This window comes from Acidimicrobiales bacterium (assembly GCA_035546775.1).
In the GTDB taxonomy this organism is placed as follows: Bacteria; Actinomycetota; Acidimicrobiia; order Acidimicrobiales; family JACCXE01; genus JACCXE01.
In genome coordinates this window covers 1-16,552 of sequence record DASZWD010000058.1, presented here as the reverse complement: position 1 = coordinate 16,552, position 16,552 = coordinate 1, and the positions used below count along the sequence as shown (strand labels likewise).

Here is a 16,552-nt window from a genome sequence, read left to right as displayed (position 1 = left end):
GCGGTGCTGGGCAGTACCAGTTGTGGGATGTAGCGAGTTAGCTGAACTGCACCGACGAGTATTCGGCGAGCTTGGTCAGGCGGTGCTGGGCGGTCACCAGGCGCACGGTGCCCGACTTCGAGCGCATCACGAGGCTCTGGGTCGACGCGCCGTTGAGGTTGTAGTGCACGCCCCGGAGCAGTTCGCCGTCGGTGATGCCGGTGGCGGCGAAGAAGCAGTTGTCGCCGCCGACAAGGTCGTCGGTGGTGAGCACGGCGTCGAGGTCGTAGCCGGCGTCGAGCGCCGCGGTGCGCTCGTCGTCGTTGCGGGGCCAGAGCTTGCCGAGGATCTCGCCGCCCATGCACTTGAGGGCCGCCGCGGTGATGACGCCTTCGGGTGTGCCGCCGATACCGAGGAGGATGTCGGCGCCCGAATCGGGCCAGGCGGTCGAGATGGCGCCGGCGACGTCGCCGTCGCTGATGAGGCGGATGCGGGCGCCGGCGGCGCGCACCTCCGCGATGAGCTCCGCGTGGCGGTCGCGGTCGAGAATGACGGCGGTGACGTCGCGTACGTTCTCGCCCTTGGCCTTGGCGACGGCCGCGAGGTTGTGGGCGATCGGCGCTTCGATGTCGATGGCGCCCTTGGCTTCGGGCCCCACGGCGATCTTGTCCATGTACACGCACGGACCCGGGTTGAACATCGTTCCGCGCTCTGACACCGCGATCACCGCGATGGCGTTGCCGCGGCCGAGCGAGGTGAGCGTGGTGCCGTCGATGGGGTCGACGGCGATGTCGGTCTGCGGTGGGGAGCCGTCGCCGATGTGCTCGCCGTTGTAGAGCATCGGCGCTTCGTCCTTCTCGCCTTCGCCGATGACGACGATGCCGTCCATCGACACGGTGTCGAGCACGATGCGCATGGCGTCGACGGCCGCGCCGTCCGCCCCGTTCTTGTCGCCGCGTCCCATGAAGCGTGACGCCGCCAGCGCCGCTGCTTCGGTCACGCGGACGAGTTCCATTGCGAGGTTTCGATCAGGTGCCTGCTGAGGAGACATGCCAGCGACCATAGTCTTGGGCGTATGACGCGACGAGATGACTGGCAGAAGGCGTTCGACGCGTCACCACAACGCGCCGTCCTCGCCGAGACGATGAGCGGCGTGCCCATCGACGCGATCTACGGGCCTGACGACGGCGAGTTCCCCGGGCAGTACCCCTTCACCCGCGGCCCGTACGCGTCGATGTACCGCTCGAAGCTCTGGACGATGCGCATGTTCGCCGGCTTCGGCACGCCGGAGGACACCAACGCTCGCTTCAAGGAGATCCTGCGCGCCGGCGGCAGCGGCCTGTCCACCGCGTTCGACATGCCCACGTTGATGGGCCGCGACTCGGATGATCCGCGCAGCGAGGGCGAGGTCGGCAAGGGCGGCGTCGCCGTCGACACGATCGCCGATATGGCCGACCTGTTTGCCGACATCGACCTCGCGCAGGTGTCGACGTCGATGACGATCAACTGCGCGGCGCCGATCCTGCTGGCCATGTACGTCGCCGTCGCCGAGCAACACGGCACCCCGCGCGCCGCGCTGAGCGGCACGCTCCAGAACGACATGCTCAAGGAGTACCAAGCGCAGAAGGAGTACTACTTCCCGCCGCGCCCCTCGATGCGCCTGGTCACCGACACGATCCGGTTCACCGCGGCGAAGATGCCGCGCTGGCACCCGGTGTCGGTGTCGGGCTACCACATCCGCGAAGCAGGCTCGACGGCCGCGCAGGAGCTCGGCTTCACGCTGGCCAACGGCTTCGCCTACGTCGAGTCCGCGATGAACGCCGGCCTCGACGTCGACGACTTCGCCCCGCGCCTGTCGTTCTTCTTCAACGCCCACAACGACTTCTTCGAGGAGATCGGCAAGTACCGCGCGGCGCGCCGGATCTGGGCGCGATGGTTGAAAGAGCGCTACGGCGCCAAGAACGAACGGTCAATGCAGCTCCGCTTCCACACCCAGACAGCCGGCGTCTCGCTGACGGCGCAACAGGCCGAGGTCAACATCGCCCGCGTCGCCATCCAGGCGCTCGCCGGCGTGCTCGGTGGCACGCAGAGCCTGCACACCGACTCCTTCGACGAAGCGCTGGCGTTGCCGACGGAAAAGGCGGCGCGTATCGCCTTGCGCACCCAGCAGGTAATCGCCCACGAGACCGGCGCGGCGCTGGTGGGTGACCCGCTCGGCGGCTCGCACTACGTCGAGTGGATGACCGACGAGATGGAGCGGCGGGCCGAGGAGATCTTCGCCCACCTCGACGACGTCGGCGGCGGCTCGATCCTCGAAGGCTGCTTCCAGTGCATCGACAACGGCTGGTTCATGAGCGAGATCGCCGAAGCGTCCTGGCAGCTCGAGCGCAAGACGAACTCGGGTGAGCGCGTCGTCGTCGGCGTCAACGCATTCACCGACGGCGACGAAGGCCGCCCGCCAATCCTGTCGGTGTCAGGCGAAGCCGAAGACCTGCAACGCAAGCGCCTCGCCGAGGTGCGCCAGTCACGGGACGACGCAGCGGTACGTACTGCCCTGGCGGCGGTGAAGGCGGCGGCCGAGGAGCCGACCACCAACACGATGCCGACGATCCTCGACGCGGTGAAGGTGAGCGCGACCGAGGGCGAGATCATGCACACCCTGGCCGAAGTTTTCGGCCGTTATCAGGAGATCGCAGTCCTGTGACTGACTCGACCACGCCCCAACCCGACGACGCGACCACGCTGCCCGAGGCGCCGACGCCCGAGCCGACCAGTTGGCTGCATCCGGATCCGGTCGAGCCGGTCGGCCTCGAAACGCCGCCGGCGGAGGACGAAGCGCCGTCGCTCGCCGGCAACGCGGACTACGAGGTTCCGACGAATGACGGATCGGGATTTGCATCGGTGCACACCTACGAGTTCGCCGACCGGGGCGTCGACATCGCCTTCGACCTGACGACGGTCGACCCGGACAACCGCCGGCTGGTCTCCGAACGCCTGAGCGGCCTCGGCGTGCGGCATCACTTCTCCGATTCGACGACGCTGACCGCCGGCAGCGAAGACGCCACCGCCGTCCAGGGCGTGATCGACGAGATCGCCGCCGCCGGGCATCCCGTCGATCTCGTCGACGTTCCCGAGTCCGACGATGTCGAGGAAGTCATCTCCGAAGCCGACGAAGAAGACGACGAGATCGTGTTCGACCTCTCGACGCTGTCGGTCGAGGAGCGTCGCCACCTGTCGATGCGGCTGACGGGTGCGGGCATCAGCCACATCTGGGAGGTCGGCAGCGACCTCGTCGTGTCCGTGGAGGACGCCCCGGCGATCGAGCGCTACGTCGAGGAGGTCCGCAACCCCGAGGGCTTCGGCGACGACGAGCTGGCGTCCTTCGACGAGGCGTCTGACGTCGACGACGAAGAGGTGTACTCGGCGATGAGCAATCTGTACGTCGCCGCCGACAAGCTGATGCAGAAGCCGGCCGACGAAGCGACGGCGGGGGAGTTCTACGTCGCCGTCGACGACGTGGACGGCCTGCCGGCGCCGTTCGGCTTCGACCCGCGGGTGTGGGCGCAGGTGCAGGAGCTCGCCAACAAGATCGCCGACACCCTCGACGCCGAGGGCGACCCCGATACCGTCGGCGACGACGCCCGCACCCTCCGCCACATTCTCGCCAACTACGTCTAACCCCGAATCGGTACGCGGATCGTGCCCGGAACGGGCACGATCCGCCTACCGATTGGAGGGTGCGAGCAGATAGCGTCGCAGCGTGCTGGCCGCTGAGCTCGAGGTTCGTCACTCGCGGATCGTGGCTCCGACGCGGCGAGTGGCGCTGGGCGAGCTGTTCCTGCCGACGGATCCCCCGGACGGGCCGCTGCTGCTCGCGGCGGTCGTGGGCACGTTCGTGCCCCGGCTCGAGCCGGACCTGCGCGACGACCTCGACCTGCTGATCGACGACCTCGAGCGGCGCCGCCGCATCCCGCAGCCCCGGCTGCGGCATCGGTTCCAGACCGACACCCACGGCCTGGCGCGCAGCCGCCATCGGCTCTACCGCGACGACGAGACCGGCGAAGCGACGCTGGCGTACGAAGACGCCCTGCATCCTCTGCCCCAGATCCTCGCGGCCGTGTACGCGGCGGGCATGTTGACCAGCGCGGCGCGGCCCAACGCCTTCGCGCTGCTGTGGCGGGCGTCGCGCTGGGAGGGTGGCACCAGCGAGCAGCTGCTCGTCAACCTCGCCGGGGTCGACCCGATCACCGACATCCGCCGCCGGCGCGGCGCCGACGCCGCGTGGGCGCTCGCCGCGCTCGGATTCGCGCCCGACGAGCAGCCGGCGCGGAGCGACGTCGTGCGCCGCTTCCGGGACGCCGTGCGCGACGCCCACCCCGACCACGGGGCAGAGTCGATCGATGCGAGCCTGCGCATCACCGAACTCACCGACGCGCGCCGCATCCTGCTGTCGATGAGCGCGTGACGAAGCCCAAGGCGCTGCTGCTCACGCCGGGCGCCAGCGCGACCCGCAATCAGCCCGCCCTCGTCGCCATCGACGACGCCCTGACGCCGCGGGGCATCGTCGTCGAGCGCATGGACTTTCCGAACCCGCGGGCCAAGGCGCCGGTGCTCATCCAGGCGGTACGTGACGGGGCGGCAGCGCTCGCCACGCGGGCCAACGTGCGCCCGACGTCGGTGGCGCTCGGCGGCCGCTCGATGGGCGGGCGCATGTGTTCGATGGCCGTCGCCGAGGGCCTGCCGGCCGCCGCGCTGGTGCTCATTAGCTATCCGCTGCACCCGCCGGGCAAACCGGACCAACTGCGTATTCAACACTTTCCGGCGATCGAGGTTCCTTGTCTGTTCGTTTCGGGTACACGCGATGCGTTCGGTACGCCGGACGAGCTGGAGAAAGCAACAAAAGCTATTAAAGGCGCCGTTACCCATATATGGATTGACGGCGGCGACCACGGCTTGCGAGACAAGGACGAACAGGTCGTCGAAGCCGTAGGGTCTTGGCTTTTGTTGAGTTCCCCTAAGTAGAATTTGGTTGTTTCGTCTGATCCTTAGGAGCGATATGTCGTCTCGTCCACGCACTCTGTGGCGCAAAGGTCTCACGGTTGCCGGCGCCGCAGGCATGCTGGCGGCCTATGTCGGCATCGCGGGGCTGGCGCCGGCGCAAGCGGCAGGCGTTCCGTTCAACACGGCGGCCTATTCCGGCTCCGCCATCGGCTCGGCGGTGCACACGGACGCGCTGAACTCGGGCGCGACACGCGTTGCCAACGCCGACATCTCGTTGGCGAGCGCCGCGGTCAACTCCAAGGGCCTCACCACGCAGGCCACCAACGAGAACGGCCGGGTGATCAACCCCGCGGCGGGCGCGAACAAGTTCTCCTACGGCAAGGGCGAAGGCGTCGAGGTCGGCCTGGCCGCCAGCCCGCCCGACGACGGCCAGATCATCCTGGCCGGCAAGTCCGAGGGCAGCGCGCCGTGCTCGCCCGCCAGCGCCTCGTGCGTGCCGCCGAACTGGCACGACAGCCAGCAGGTCGGCCCGGTCAACGCCGCGCCGGTCGTCTACGCCTCGCTGGCGCAAGGCACGTCCGACGCCCGCTGGAGCGACGACAGCTGCGTGCTCGGCAGCGACATCTCCCGCGGCATCGGCTACACCGCCGACGCGCAGCTGGTCGACACCGGGTCGGGCAACGCTCCCGACCTGAACGCGCCGCTGTTGAGCGCAGACGCCAACACCGGTCGCCGCGACGTCGTGCAAACCGTGTCGCGTGAATTCCTCACGCCCAACTCGGCCGGCGGTTTCGGCCTTGCTTCCCAGGTCGAGCAGACGCTGGCGCCGATCACGCTGTTCCGCGGCACGGCCAACGAGCTCACGATCGAAGTCGGCGGCGAATGGGTGCTGACCACGACCGCCACCGGCGTTCCCGGCCAGTCGAAGGTCGAGTACCACGCCATGAACACCGACGGCACGCCGATCAGCCCCACGACCGACATCCTGCGCGTCATCCAGGGCGGCAGCGTCACCGACGTCCTGACGTTCCAGGACATCTTCGGCGCCACCGGTCTCGACCAGATCAACATCCCGGGCGTGGCCGACATCGCCATCGGTGAAGATCCCCGCGCCATCGGCGGCGACGCCAGCAGCAAGCCTTCGATCGCGGCCGACGGCACGTCGATCTCCGCCGCGGTCGACGTCGTGCGCGTGAAGCTGCTCGACGGTTCGCTCGCCGACATCCGCGTTGGTCACATGGAGGCCAAGGCGGCGGTGCCCTCGGGCGGCGTCAACTGCCCTATCCCGGTGAGCAAGGTCGCCTCGCCTTCGACGGTCAACTCGGCCACCGCTCCTGACGGCCGCTTCGTCACGACCATCACCGTCAAGAACTCCTTCGCCTGCCCGCTCGAGGGCCTCGCCGTCACCGACGAGATCAAGCGCACCGTCGGCGACGTGACCTTCGAGATCGACGGCGCCGATGCACGCAACGATCCGAAGTCAGGCGCCGGCGCGACGTTCACGAAACACTCGACGACGTCGGCCACCGCCAGTTACCCGAGCCTGGGAACCCTCGCGGTCGGGGCGTCCAAGGTGATCAAGGTCGTCACCCACGTCACCGGTGGTGGCGGCAGCATCGAGGACACCGCGACCGCCACGGGCACACTGCACTGCGGTCCCGACTCGGCGATCGGTGAAGCCAAGGTCGACCTGTCGGGCAACTTCTCGCTGACGACCGTCATCGCCCGCGTGCTCGCCCGCACCGGTATCAACGAGGACTGGGCGCTGGCGCTCGGCCTGATCGCCTCGGCGGCGATCGCGCTGCGCCGTGTCGCTCGCACGCGTCGCGCCGGCGCCTAACGCCAGCACGGTTCCACCCGCCAACCCGTACGCGGTATGTGCCCGAGACGGGCACATACCGCGTACGGGTTGCGTCGTTAGAGGGGTCGGTCCTCGGGGTTGAGATCCTCGAGGGTGTGGTGCGCCGTCTCCGGATAGGCGACGAGGATGAGCACCGTGAGGATGAGCGGGCCAACGCCGAGGTAGGTGATGGCGCGCGACAGCCCGATGCGGTCGCCGAGTTCGCCGGCGATGACGAGGCCGACGACGCTGCCGATGCGTGACAGCAAGCCGATACCGCCGTTGGCGGCGCCGCGCGCCTCAGTCGGGAACAGCTCGGCGCCGTAGACGCCCAGCGCCGGGATGGCGGCGGCCCCGATGACCGAGCCGAGTGCCGACCAGACCCAGATCATGGCGCCGAAGGCCCAGTACTGCAGGACGGTGAACCCGACGCCGCCGACGGTGGCGACGGCGCCGACGGCGCGCCGCCCGCGCTCGGCGAGGCGGCCGCCGACGATGATGCCGATGGCGCCGGGGATCGACGTGATGGTGATGAAGGCGGCGATCTGGGCGCCGTCCCACCCGCGCTCGTGGCGCAACCATTCGTTCTGGAACTGCGCGGCCGGCGTGGCGAAGAGCGAGAGCAGCAGCGCGGAGCCGCCGATCAGCAGGAAGCGGCCGCGGTGGTGGCGCATCACGTCGCGGGTCTTGGCGATCGACACGCGGTTGGCGGCGTGCACGACGAAGCGGTGGGTCTCTTCGATGCGGTTCCCGACGCGGCGCGACAGTGGGATGAACACCAGCGGCAACGCGTAGAGCAGGCGCCACGAGCGCGTCGACACGTCGGCGAGCGGCAATGCCAAAACGGCGAGCCCGCCGCCGACGAAGCCGGCCATCGTCGCCAGGCTCGTCGCCCACGCCCGCGCCCCGGCGGGCATCTCCTCGGCGATGATCACGCCGGTGGTGACGACGCAGGCGCTGGTGACGCCGCGGGCGAGGATCTGAGCGGCCGTGAGCCCGATGAGGTTGGGCGCCAGCGCGCCCAGGGCGGTGAGTCCGCAGGCGACGGTTACGCCGTTGACGAGCAACCACCGCCGGCCCTTGCGATCGGCGAGAAAAGCGAGCGGCAGGGCGAGAGCCACGTCGACGCGCACCGACGCCAGAGCGACGCCCTGGGCCGCCTTGTTGGCGCCGAACTCCTGGGCGGCGTAGGTGATGGTCTGCGTCAGCAGCGTGCCGAGGTAGCCGAGCACGAACGCCACGGTCGACACCCGCGCCAGCACGCCGATGGCGCGGTCGTCGACTTGATCGGGCGGGTACCAGAACGGCGGTTTGTCGTTGACGCCGATACGGCCGAGGTGACCGGCGAGCATGGGGCCGAACAGCACCTCCCACATGCCCATGTTCCCGGAGGTGCCGATCTCGACGCGCTGGCGCACCCGGAAGCGGCCGTCGTCGAGCGGTTCGAACGCGACGGAGCGGCGGTAGCGGCCCGCCATGCTGTCGGTCGCCACGAAGTCGTGCTCGCCGTCGCGGACTTCGGTCACGGTCACGGTACGCGGCTGCAACACGGCGTCGAGCTGCTCACGCGAGAGCGTGGCGCTGCGTTCACGCACTCGCATTGTTGGGCACCATACTTTCCGTATGTCGCGCCGCATCGTCGTTCGTTCCGGCGCGCCGTTATCGGGTGACGTCGCCGTTTCGGGGGCCAAGAACTCGGTGCTCAAGTGCATGGCGGCGACGCTGCTGGCGCCGGGCCGCCACGTGATCTCCAACGTTGCCGCCATCGAGGACGTCACCGTGATGGGCGACGTGCTCTCCGCCATGGGTGTCGTCGTGGACCGCAGCGGTCTGGAGTCGGAGTCGTCGCTCGTCCTCGACGTGCCGACGGATTGCCAGCCCGAAGCCCCCTACGAACTCGCCGAGCGCATCCGGGCGTCGATCGTCGTCCTCGGCCCGCTGCTGGCGCGCTTCGGCCGGGCGAAGGTTCCGATGCCGGGCGGCGACGACTTCGGCTCGCGCCCGATCGACATGCACATCAAGGGCCTCGAAGCCCTTGGTGCCGACATCGTGGTGCGCCACGGCGACCTCGACGCCCGCGCCGACCGCCTGCGCGGTGGCCGCATCAATCTCGACTACCCGAGCGTGGGCGCGACCGAGAACCTCCTTATGGCCTCCGTGCTGGCCAAGGGGACGACGGTGCTCGACAACGCGGCCCGCGAACCCGAGATCGGCGACCTCGTCGACCTGCTGACGGCGATGGGAGCGCGCATCGACGGCAAGGACACCTCCACGCTCACCATCGAGGGCGTCGACGACCTGCACCCAACGGAGCACGTCGTGATTCCCGACCGCGTCGAGGCGGCCACCTACGCCACGGCGGTGGGCCTAGCGGAGGGCGGCATCACGATCCGCGGCGCCCGCCTCGAGCACATGGACATGCTCGCCGAGAAGCTGGGCGAGATGGGTGTGCACATGTCGTCGGTGGACGGCGGGGCCGAAGGGAGCGGAATCTGGGTCACGAGCGAAGGGCGGCCCCGCGCCGCCGACGTCTCGACGCTGCCGTATCCCGGCATCGCCACCGACTACAAGCCATTCCTGCTGACGCTGCTGACGGTGTCCGACGGCGTGGCGATCGTCACCGAGAACGTGTACGGCGCCAACCGCTACGCCTATGTCGCCGAACTTGTCCGCATGGGCGCCGACATCCGCACCCAAGGCCATCACGCCGTCGTGCGGGGCGTGCCCCGGCTGTCGGGCGCGCCGATCCGGGCGCACGACATCCGGGCCGGCGCGGCGCTCGTGTTGGCGGGCCTGGCGGCCGACGGCACGACGGTGGTGCACGACGCCCACCACGTCGAACGGGGCTACGCCGACCTCGTGGCTTCGTTACGGGCGCTGGGTGCTGACGTAGGCTGGGAAGAAGTTCCCTCCGGAAAAGGTTGAACCACTCGTGGAAACCGCTGTTCTCGAAGCTCTCGATGCCATCCGTCCTGCCCTGCAGTCCGACGGCGGTGACATTCGCATCTTGAATCTCGACGAAGCGACCGGTGTGCTCGACGTCGAGCTGATGGGGGCGTGCGGCAGCTGCCCGATGTCCACGATGACGCTCAAGCAGGGTGTGGAGCGCATCCTCAAGGATCGCGTCGAAGGCCTCACCGAGGTGCGGGCCAAGGGCATCGATTTCGACGTAGACCCCTCGGGCTTTTAGCCTCCTGCGGGTGCGCGTCAGCGACCCGGCCGAACTGCTCACTGCGGCGCGCGGCGGCGACCGCGGCGCCATCGCTCGCCTGATTTCGTTGGTCGAACGCGGCGGTGACCCGGCGACGGCGGTGAGCCGCCTCACCTGGTCGGCGGCCAAAGACGCCAGCCTGATCGGTCTCACCGGTGCGCCCGGCGCCGGCAAGTCCACCCTCACCAACGCCCTCGTACGCCACATCCGCACCACGACGGGCGAACGCGTCGGCGTGCTGGCGATCGACCCGTCGTCGCCGTTCACCAACGGCGCCATCCTCGGCGACCGCGTCCGTATGCAGGATCACGCCACCGACGACGGCGTGTTCATCCGCTCGATGGCGACCCGGGGCCACATCGGCGGCCTGTCGCTGGCGACGCCCGAAGCGGCGCGCGTGCTGGCTGCCGCCGGCTATCCGACGGTGCTGATCGAAACCGTCGGCGTCGGCCAGGTCGAAGTCGAGATTGCGGGCGCGGCCGACACCACCGTTGTCGTCGTCAACCCCGGTTGGGGCGACGCGGTGCAGGCCAACAAGGCTGGGCTGCTCGAGGTGGCCGACGTGTTCGTGATCAACAAGGCCGACCGGCCCGGCGTCGCCGAGGTGCGCCGCGACCTCGAAGCCATGCTCGACATGCACACCGCGCCGGGACCGTGGCGCCCGCCGATCGTCGAGACCGTCGCCGCCAAGAACGAGGGCGCCGGCGAGTTGTGGGAAGCGATCGAGAAGCACCGCGCCCACATCGCGTCGACCGGCGAGCTCGCACGGCGACAGGCGACGCGGGCCACCACCGAAGTGCACGAGATCATCGTGCGCACGATCGAAGCCCGCGCCGCCGCCGCGCTGCGGTCCGACGCCGGCGCCGCGCTGTGCCGCCGCGTGACGGCGGGTCAAGTCGACCCCTACACCGCCGCCGAAACGATCCTCGAGGAGATGCCCGATGCCTGAGTTCGTCACCGTGGAGCGGGGAGACGACGGCGTCGCCGTCGTACGCCTCGACCGCCCGAAGATGAATGCGCTGTCGACCGCTTTGCTCGACGAGTTGCACGCCGCCGCCCGCGAGCTGACCGCCGAGCCGCCTGGTGCGGTGGTCGTGTGGGGTGGCGAGCGCATCTTCGCCGCCGGCGCCGAGATCAGCGAGTTCTCCGGACCGCAGGAGGCGGCACTGATCGGCGGCAAGTTCCGCGCCGCGCTCGACGCAGTCGCGGCCATCCCGCGTCCCACGATCGCGGCCATCAACGGTTACGCCCTCGGAGGCGGCTGCGAGCTGGCGCTGGCGTGCGACTTCCGCTTCTGCGCAGAGAACGCCAAGCTCGGTCAGCCCGAGATCCTCCTCGGCATCATCCCCGGCGGCGGTGGGACGCAGCGCTTGGCGCGCCTCGTCGGTCCGGCGAAGGCGAAGGACATCATCTTCACGGGCCGCCAGGTGACCGCCGAGGAAGCACTGGCGATCGGCCTGGTCGACCGGGTCGTGGCGGCCGATGCCGTGCTGAGCTCGGCGCGTGAGTACGCGGCGAGCCTGGCGCAGGGCGCGGTCGTGGGTCAGGCGCTGGCCAAAGACGCCATCGACCGCGGCCTCGAACGCGAACTCGGCGTCGGGCTCACGATCGAGCAGGAGAACTTCGTCGAGGTGTTCCGGACCTCAGACGCGAAAACCGGGGTCGCCAGCTTTCTCGCCAACGGCCCCGGCAAGGCGACCTTCGAAGGTCGATAGCTCTACGACTGAAACGTCGCTACGAAGCCATCCTGCGGAGATTGCGGCGGGCGACGCGACGCTCGTCGTCGTTCTCGCCACCCCAGTAGCCGAGCTCGCCTTGACCACGGGCGTGGTCACGGCAGGGCAGCAGCACCGGGCACGTCAGGCAGATCGCCTTGGCGAGTGCCTCACGGCGGATGCGGGGTTCCTCACGCTCGCCGGCCGGCGCGAAGAAAAGCTCCGTGCGACCCTTGCAAGCGGCGTTGTCTTTCCAGGCTTCGTACACCGTTCACGATTCTGAAACCTGAATTTGCATCCATCAAACAGTTTGCTGAGATAACTAGTATCAACTGGAGAGATACGCACTTGCCGTTCGTTGGGCAAACCGTCGCAAATTCCCCCGCCAAATGCGACGAAGCACCGGTTTCGCCACCCAGGCGGTGAGGTTCCCGCCGAGGTAGCGCGGGAACCGCAGGTCCTCGGTCCAGGCCAATCGGGTGGCGCCGGGCCCCGAGTCCGTGAGTTCGAAGACGCCCGAGCCACGCACGACGCCGTTGTGACTCACCCCCATGCGCCGGCCGTCGTCCCATTCCGTCACCGTCATCTTGTCGGTGGTCCGCAGCGGGCCGACCCGGGTGACGCAGTCGAACGCGGTGCCGACGCCCGATCTCTGATCGGTGACGAAGGTGATCGACTCGGCGTCGACCATCCATTCCACGTGCGAGGCGATGTCGGCGAGCGCGCTCCACGTGACGGCGCGCGGTGCGGCGACGTCGATTTCGCCGCGGAAGCGCACCTAGGACGCGGCGGCGGTGACGTCGTTGGCGCGCAGCGCGCCGGCGGCGTCTTCGGGGGCGACGAGGTTGATCGGCACGCCCGTGCCGAGCTCGAACCCCGCGCGCGTCGTGAGCTTCGGCAGCAGGTGCACGTGCCAGTGGAAGCCGCCCGACGCCCGGTACGGCGCGGCGTGGAACACGACGTTGTAGGCGACGGTTCCGACGGTCGACTCGAGGCGAATCAGGCAATCCCGGATGGCGCGGCCGACCGCGGCGATGTCGAGGGGCTGCGCGCGATGGATGTGCGCGTCGTGCGTCTTGGGCAGGATGAGCATTTCGTAGGGCGTGCCGCTCCAGAACGGGCAGATCGCCAGGGCCCGCTCGTCGTCCTGCACGACGCGGTGGGTGACGTCCTGTTCGGCTTCTGCCACCGTGCACAGCAGGCAGTTGCCCTCGAAGCGGGCGAAGCCCGCCTGCTCGTCGGCCACCTCCCGCGGCACGAAGGGCATGCCCAGCAACTGCGCGTGCGGGTGCTCGAGCGACGCGCCGGCTTCACGGCCGCTGTTGACGATGACCTGGCTGTAGCGCAGCCCGGCGGTCGAGGCGTGTTCGGCCACGCGATCGCGGATAGCGGCCATGACCAGCCCGGCCTGGGCGTCGGACAGCTGGGCCCACGGCGTGTTGTGCTCGGGAGACAAGACGAGGACTTCGTGGATGCCGCTGGCCGGGGCCTGGGTGAAGACCGGCCCCAGCGTCGTGACCGCCATCGGTTCGTCGCCGGCGAAAGCCGGATAAAGGTTGGGCACCACGCGCACGAGCCACGATCCGTTTGGGCCGTACGTCTCGAGCGCCGGCGGCGTCGACTCTTCGTTGCCCGGACAGAACGGGCAACGCGAGGGGTCGGCCTGCACGTCGAGGCTGGGCCGGACGAACGCATCGGGTCGAGCGGCGCGTTCCGCGGCGATGACAACCCATCGCCCGGTCAACGGATCCAGCCGCAGCTGACTCATAACGCGCACGACGTTACCGTCCTGACGCGGCGGTGCCGCGTTTTGCGATGCCTTCGGTAGCGTTGTCGTTCGTGGCGCCGCTGCTGAACCGACCGGCTGGCCGCGACCGCATGGTCGTCAACTACCTGCGGCGTGAGCTGTACCCGCACAGCGAGGCGGCGCGCACGCGCATCTCCGAGGCCGGGATTGTGGGCGGTGGGTTCCGCTCGCTCGCCGATCTCCAGGCGGTTTCGCCGGTGGGTCTCGACGAACTCGACAGCGCCGCCGACTACGTGCTGCGCCCGACCCGCCAAGGCCTGATCCGCTCGGGACGGCCCTACTTGCGTTTCCGGACCTTCTGGGCGTCGACGTGGGGCCGGTGGGACGCGTTCCTGCGCGCCATCGAGCCGCTGTACCGCCCCGTCCATTTCTTCAACGCCGACGGCGTGCCGCTCGGAGCCTCCGCCGCCGACCTCGTGCGCCTCGCCGGCATCGGGACCCAGTGGCTGCGGGCGCTCGGCGTGACGCGCGCCGACACCGTCGCCCTGGTCGGTGGCGCGTCGAGCGGGATCGAGGCGTGGGAGCTCAGCGGCGGGACGCGTCGCGCCGGCGTGTCGCTCGCCGTCCTCGACGATGCGAGCGCGGCGGCCCGCCACGCCGTGTCGATCGTGGCCGGCACCGAGGCCGACGTTCTGGCCGCGCTGGCCAGCGGAACGTGGCCGGCGCTGCGCCTGGCGGTGGTGCTGGCGCCCAACGGTGACGCCGTCGCCCAGCGGCTGGCCCAGCTCGGTGCGACCGAGCGGGTGGCGTTGCGGCTCGCCGCCGCGGTGCCGGGGACGCGCTCGGTGTGGTTCGAGTGCCGCGGCGGCGCCGAGTACGGCTGGCACACGACGCCCGAGGCTGAATACGTCGAGCTGGACGAGCACCAGGAGGTCGTGTGGACCGGCCTCGGCTGGGCGGGCACCGTGCTGCTGCGCCTGCGCACCGACGTGCGCGCCGAGCGGATCGACGACACTCCGTGCGCCGCGTGCGGGCATCAGGGGGCGCGCGTCTTTCTCGCCCACGGCCGGGCGTCGCTGGCGCGCTGGCTGCACGCCGATCCCCGGGTGGCGGACTGGCGCCTGACGCCGACGGGCGCCGAAGTGCTGCCGACGCGTGCGGGCGCCAACGCCAAGCTCGTCAACGACGCCAAGAAGGCGTTCCCCGATCATCCGGTGACGGTCAAGACGAAGAAGGCGTGGGGCGACGCGTGACGACCTACCTCGACCACGCGGCGTCCTCGCCGATGCGGCCGGAGGCGACCGCCGCCATGCTGCCCTTCCTCGGGGACTGCTTCGGCAACCCTTCCGGGGCGCACGCCCTGGCGCGCGCGGCGCGCGCCGCCATCGAAGACGCGCGCGACGCCATGGCCGAGGCCCTCGGCTGCGACGCCGGCGAAGTCGTGTTCACCGGCGGCGGAACCGAAGCCGACAACCTGGCGATCTTCGGTGCCGACGACGGAGCTGTCGCGTGTTCGGCGGTCGAGCATCACGCGGTGCTGCACGCCGTCGAAGCGCGCGGCGGTGCAACCCTCGGCGTCGACGCCGCCGGCCGCGTCGACGTCGCGGCGCTCCCGCGTGACGCCGCGCTCGTCTCGGTCATGTTGGCGAACAACGAGACCGGTGTTGTGAACGACCTCGCCGCAGTGCGCGCCGCCATCGGTGACGGGGTGCTGCTGCACACCGACGCGGTGGCGGCGTTCTGCTGGCGTGACGTGGCGCGTGAGGCGGCATGCGCCGACCTGATCTCGATCAGCGCCCACAAGTTCGGTGGGCCGATGGGAGTGGGTGCGCTCGTCGTGCGCGACGGTGTGGCCTTGACGCCGTTGCTGCGCGGCGGCGGTCAGGAGCGCGAGCGACGGTCCGGGACGCACAACGTGGCGGGCATCGTCGGCATGGCGGCGGCGGCAACCGTCACGGCGCGCACGCGCGCCGAGGAAGTCGCGCGCGTCGGCGCGCTGCGCGACCGCTTGCTGCGCGGCCTCACCAGTGCGGTGCCCGGTGTCGTGGTCACCGCGCCCGATGCGGAACACACCGCCGGCACGGCGCACGTGCGCTTCGCCGGTGTCGAGAGCGAGGCCCTGGTCTTCGCCCTCGACGAGTTGGGCGTGTGCGCGTCGGCCGGTTCTGCGTGTGCGAGCGGCGCCCTCGAACCGAGCCACGTGCTCGCGGCGATGGGCGTCGAGGTTGCCTCCGCGCGCGGTGCGCTGCGGTTGTCGCTGGGCTGGTCGTCGACCGACGCCGACGTCGACGCCGCGCTGGTCGCCGTCCCCAAGGCGATCGAGAACCTGCGGGCGCGGGCGTCGTGAAGGTGCTCGCCGCCATGTCGGGGGGCGTCGACAGTTCCGTCGCCGCCGCGCTGCTGCTCGACGAGGGCCACCAAGTCGTCGGCGCCACCATGAAGCTGTGGGGCGGACCGTCCGACCAAGGGTGTTGCTCGGTGGCCGACGTCGACGACGCCCGCCGCGTGTGCCACCAACTCGGCATCGACCACCACGTCTTCAACTTCACCGACGACTTCGACGCCCACGTGGTGGCGCCCTACCTCGACGCGCACGCGCAGGGCCGTACGCCCAACCCGTGCATCGAATGCAACCGGCACCTGAAGTTCGACCGCTTCCTGGCGCGGGCGATGCAGCTGGGGTTCGACGCGGTGGCCACCGGTCATCACGCGCGCGTCACGCGCACCGATGCAGGGGCGTACGAGCTGCGGCGCGGTGCCGACCGCGCCAAGGACCAGTCCTACGTGCTGCACATGCTCGACCAGTCGTCGCTGGCGCGCACACTGCTGCCCGTCGGCGCCATGACCAAGGCCGAGGTGCGGGCGCACGCCGAGGCGCGTGGCCTGCGGACCGCGGCCAAGCCCGACAGCCAGGACACGTGCTTCCTGCCCCAGGCCGGGGGGCGCGAGACGTTTCTCGGCGACCGCATCCCGCTGCGCGCCGGGCGGGTGGTCGACGCCGATGGCAACGACGTCGGCTCGGTGGAGGCCGTCGAGCTCGTCACCGTCGGGCAGCGGCG

At 70.0% G+C, this 16,552-nt stretch carries 17 protein-coding genes; 12 read left to right on the top strand and 5 right to left on the bottom strand.

Annotated features, from left to right (window positions below):
• Window positions 1-37: 37 nt before the first annotated feature.
• Window positions 38-994 (bottom strand): class II fructose-bisphosphatase, encoded by a 957-nt coding sequence (gene glpX, locus VHC63_14695; protein ID HVV37855.1) that lies wholly within the window; start codon window positions 992-994, stop codon window positions 38-40.
• 60 nt (window positions 995-1,054) lie between these two features.
• On the opposite strand from glpX, the gene VHC63_14690 reads away from it, so the two are divergent.
• The 5 genes from VHC63_14690 to VHC63_14670 all read left to right on the top strand — a co-directional run bounded on the left by VHC63_14690 (window position 1,055) and on the right by VHC63_14670 (window position 6,820).
• Window positions 1,055-2,683 carry a methylmalonyl-CoA mutase family protein gene (locus VHC63_14690; protein HVV37854.1) on the top strand — a complete coding sequence of 543 codons (1,629 nt, stop codon included), beginning with the start codon at window positions 1,055-1,057 and terminating at the stop codon, window positions 2,681-2,683.
• Complete coding sequence (locus VHC63_14685) at window positions 2,680-3,657, top strand: hypothetical protein (protein ID HVV37853.1); 978 nt, start codon at window positions 2,680-2,682, stop codon at window positions 3,655-3,657. Before VHC63_14690 ends, VHC63_14685 begins: the two co-directional genes overlap by 4 nt.
• 82 nt (window positions 3,658-3,739) lie before the next feature.
• Window positions 3,740-4,444: a hypothetical protein gene (locus VHC63_14680; GenBank protein HVV37852.1), complete on the top strand. Its 705-nt coding sequence runs from the start codon at window positions 3,740-3,742 to the stop codon at window positions 4,442-4,444.
• Window positions 4,441-5,001 (top strand): alpha/beta family hydrolase, encoded by a 561-nt coding sequence (locus VHC63_14675; GenBank protein HVV37851.1) that lies wholly within the window; start codon window positions 4,441-4,443, stop codon window positions 4,999-5,001. The genes VHC63_14680 and VHC63_14675 overlap by 4 nt, the downstream gene beginning before the upstream one ends.
• Before the next feature lie 34 nt (window positions 5,002-5,035).
• Complete coding sequence (locus VHC63_14670; GenBank protein HVV37850.1) at window positions 5,036-6,820, top strand: hypothetical protein; 1,785 nt, start codon at window positions 5,036-5,038, stop codon at window positions 6,818-6,820.
• A 77-nt stretch (window positions 6,821-6,897) separates the two neighbouring features.
• Here the strand turns inward: VHC63_14670 and VHC63_14665 are convergent, their stop codons facing one another.
• A complete protein-coding gene (locus VHC63_14665; protein HVV37849.1) occupies window positions 6,898-8,421 on the bottom strand; it encodes an MFS transporter in 1,524 nt (507 codons plus the stop codon).
• A 22-nt stretch (window positions 8,422-8,443) separates the two neighbouring features.
• On the opposite strand from VHC63_14665, the gene murA reads away from it, so the two are divergent.
• Genes murA through VHC63_14645 form a run of 4 tightly spaced genes read left to right on the top strand, consistent with a single transcriptional unit; the run spans window position 8,444 to window position 11,746 of the window.
• Window positions 8,444-9,745, top strand: a complete 1,302-nt coding sequence (murA, locus tag VHC63_14660) for a UDP-N-acetylglucosamine 1-carboxyvinyltransferase (GenBank protein HVV37848.1) — start codon at window positions 8,444-8,446, stop codon at window positions 9,743-9,745.
• Window positions 9,746-9,752: 7 nt separating this feature from the next.
• Window positions 9,753-10,010: a NifU family protein gene (locus VHC63_14655; protein ID HVV37847.1), complete on the top strand. Its 258-nt coding sequence runs from the start codon at window positions 9,753-9,755 to the stop codon at window positions 10,008-10,010.
• Between the two features lie 10 nt (window positions 10,011-10,020).
• The gene (gene meaB, locus VHC63_14650; protein HVV37846.1) at window positions 10,021-10,980 is read left to right on the top strand and encodes a methylmalonyl Co-A mutase-associated GTPase MeaB; all 960 of its coding nucleotides are present in this window, start codon (window positions 10,021-10,023) and stop codon (window positions 10,978-10,980) included.
• Complete coding sequence (locus VHC63_14645) at window positions 10,973-11,746, top strand: enoyl-CoA hydratase-related protein (GenBank protein ID HVV37845.1); 774 nt, start codon at window positions 10,973-10,975, stop codon at window positions 11,744-11,746. Before meaB ends, VHC63_14645 begins: the two co-directional genes overlap by 8 nt.
• Before the next feature lie 19 nt (window positions 11,747-11,765).
• On the opposite strand, the gene VHC63_14640 is transcribed toward VHC63_14645, so the two are convergent.
• From VHC63_14640 to galT, 3 genes are read right to left on the bottom strand one after another with little or no spacing between them, the layout of a single operon-like run.
• Window positions 11,766-12,014 (bottom strand): WhiB family transcriptional regulator, encoded by a 249-nt coding sequence (locus tag VHC63_14640; protein HVV37844.1) that lies wholly within the window; start codon window positions 12,012-12,014, stop codon window positions 11,766-11,768.
• 60 nt (window positions 12,015-12,074) lie between these two features.
• Window positions 12,075-12,524 (bottom strand): SRPBCC family protein, encoded by a 450-nt coding sequence (locus tag VHC63_14635; GenBank protein HVV37843.1) that lies wholly within the window; start codon window positions 12,522-12,524, stop codon window positions 12,075-12,077.
• A complete protein-coding gene (galT, locus tag VHC63_14630) occupies window positions 12,525-13,514 on the bottom strand; it encodes a galactose-1-phosphate uridylyltransferase (GenBank protein HVV37842.1) in 990 nt (329 codons plus the stop codon). It lies immediately after the preceding gene.
• A gap of 71 nt (window positions 13,515-13,585) precedes the next feature.
• Here galT and VHC63_14625 point away from each other — a divergent pair, with 71 nt between their 5' ends.
• The 3 genes from VHC63_14625 to mnmA form a co-directional block, all read left to right on the top strand.
• Window positions 13,586-14,746 (top strand): hypothetical protein, encoded by a 1,161-nt coding sequence (locus tag VHC63_14625; GenBank protein ID HVV37841.1) that lies wholly within the window; start codon window positions 13,586-13,588, stop codon window positions 14,744-14,746.
• Window positions 14,743-15,840 carry a cysteine desulfurase family protein gene (locus VHC63_14620; protein ID HVV37840.1) on the top strand — a complete coding sequence of 366 codons (1,098 nt, stop codon included), beginning with the start codon at window positions 14,743-14,745 and terminating at the stop codon, window positions 15,838-15,840. Before VHC63_14625 ends, VHC63_14620 begins: the two co-directional genes overlap by 4 nt.
• A partial coding sequence (gene mnmA / locus VHC63_14615; GenBank protein HVV37839.1) for a tRNA 2-thiouridine(34) synthase MnmA occupies window positions 15,837-16,552 on the top strand: 716 nt, incomplete at its 3' end. The genes VHC63_14620 and mnmA, both read left to right, overlap by 4 nt.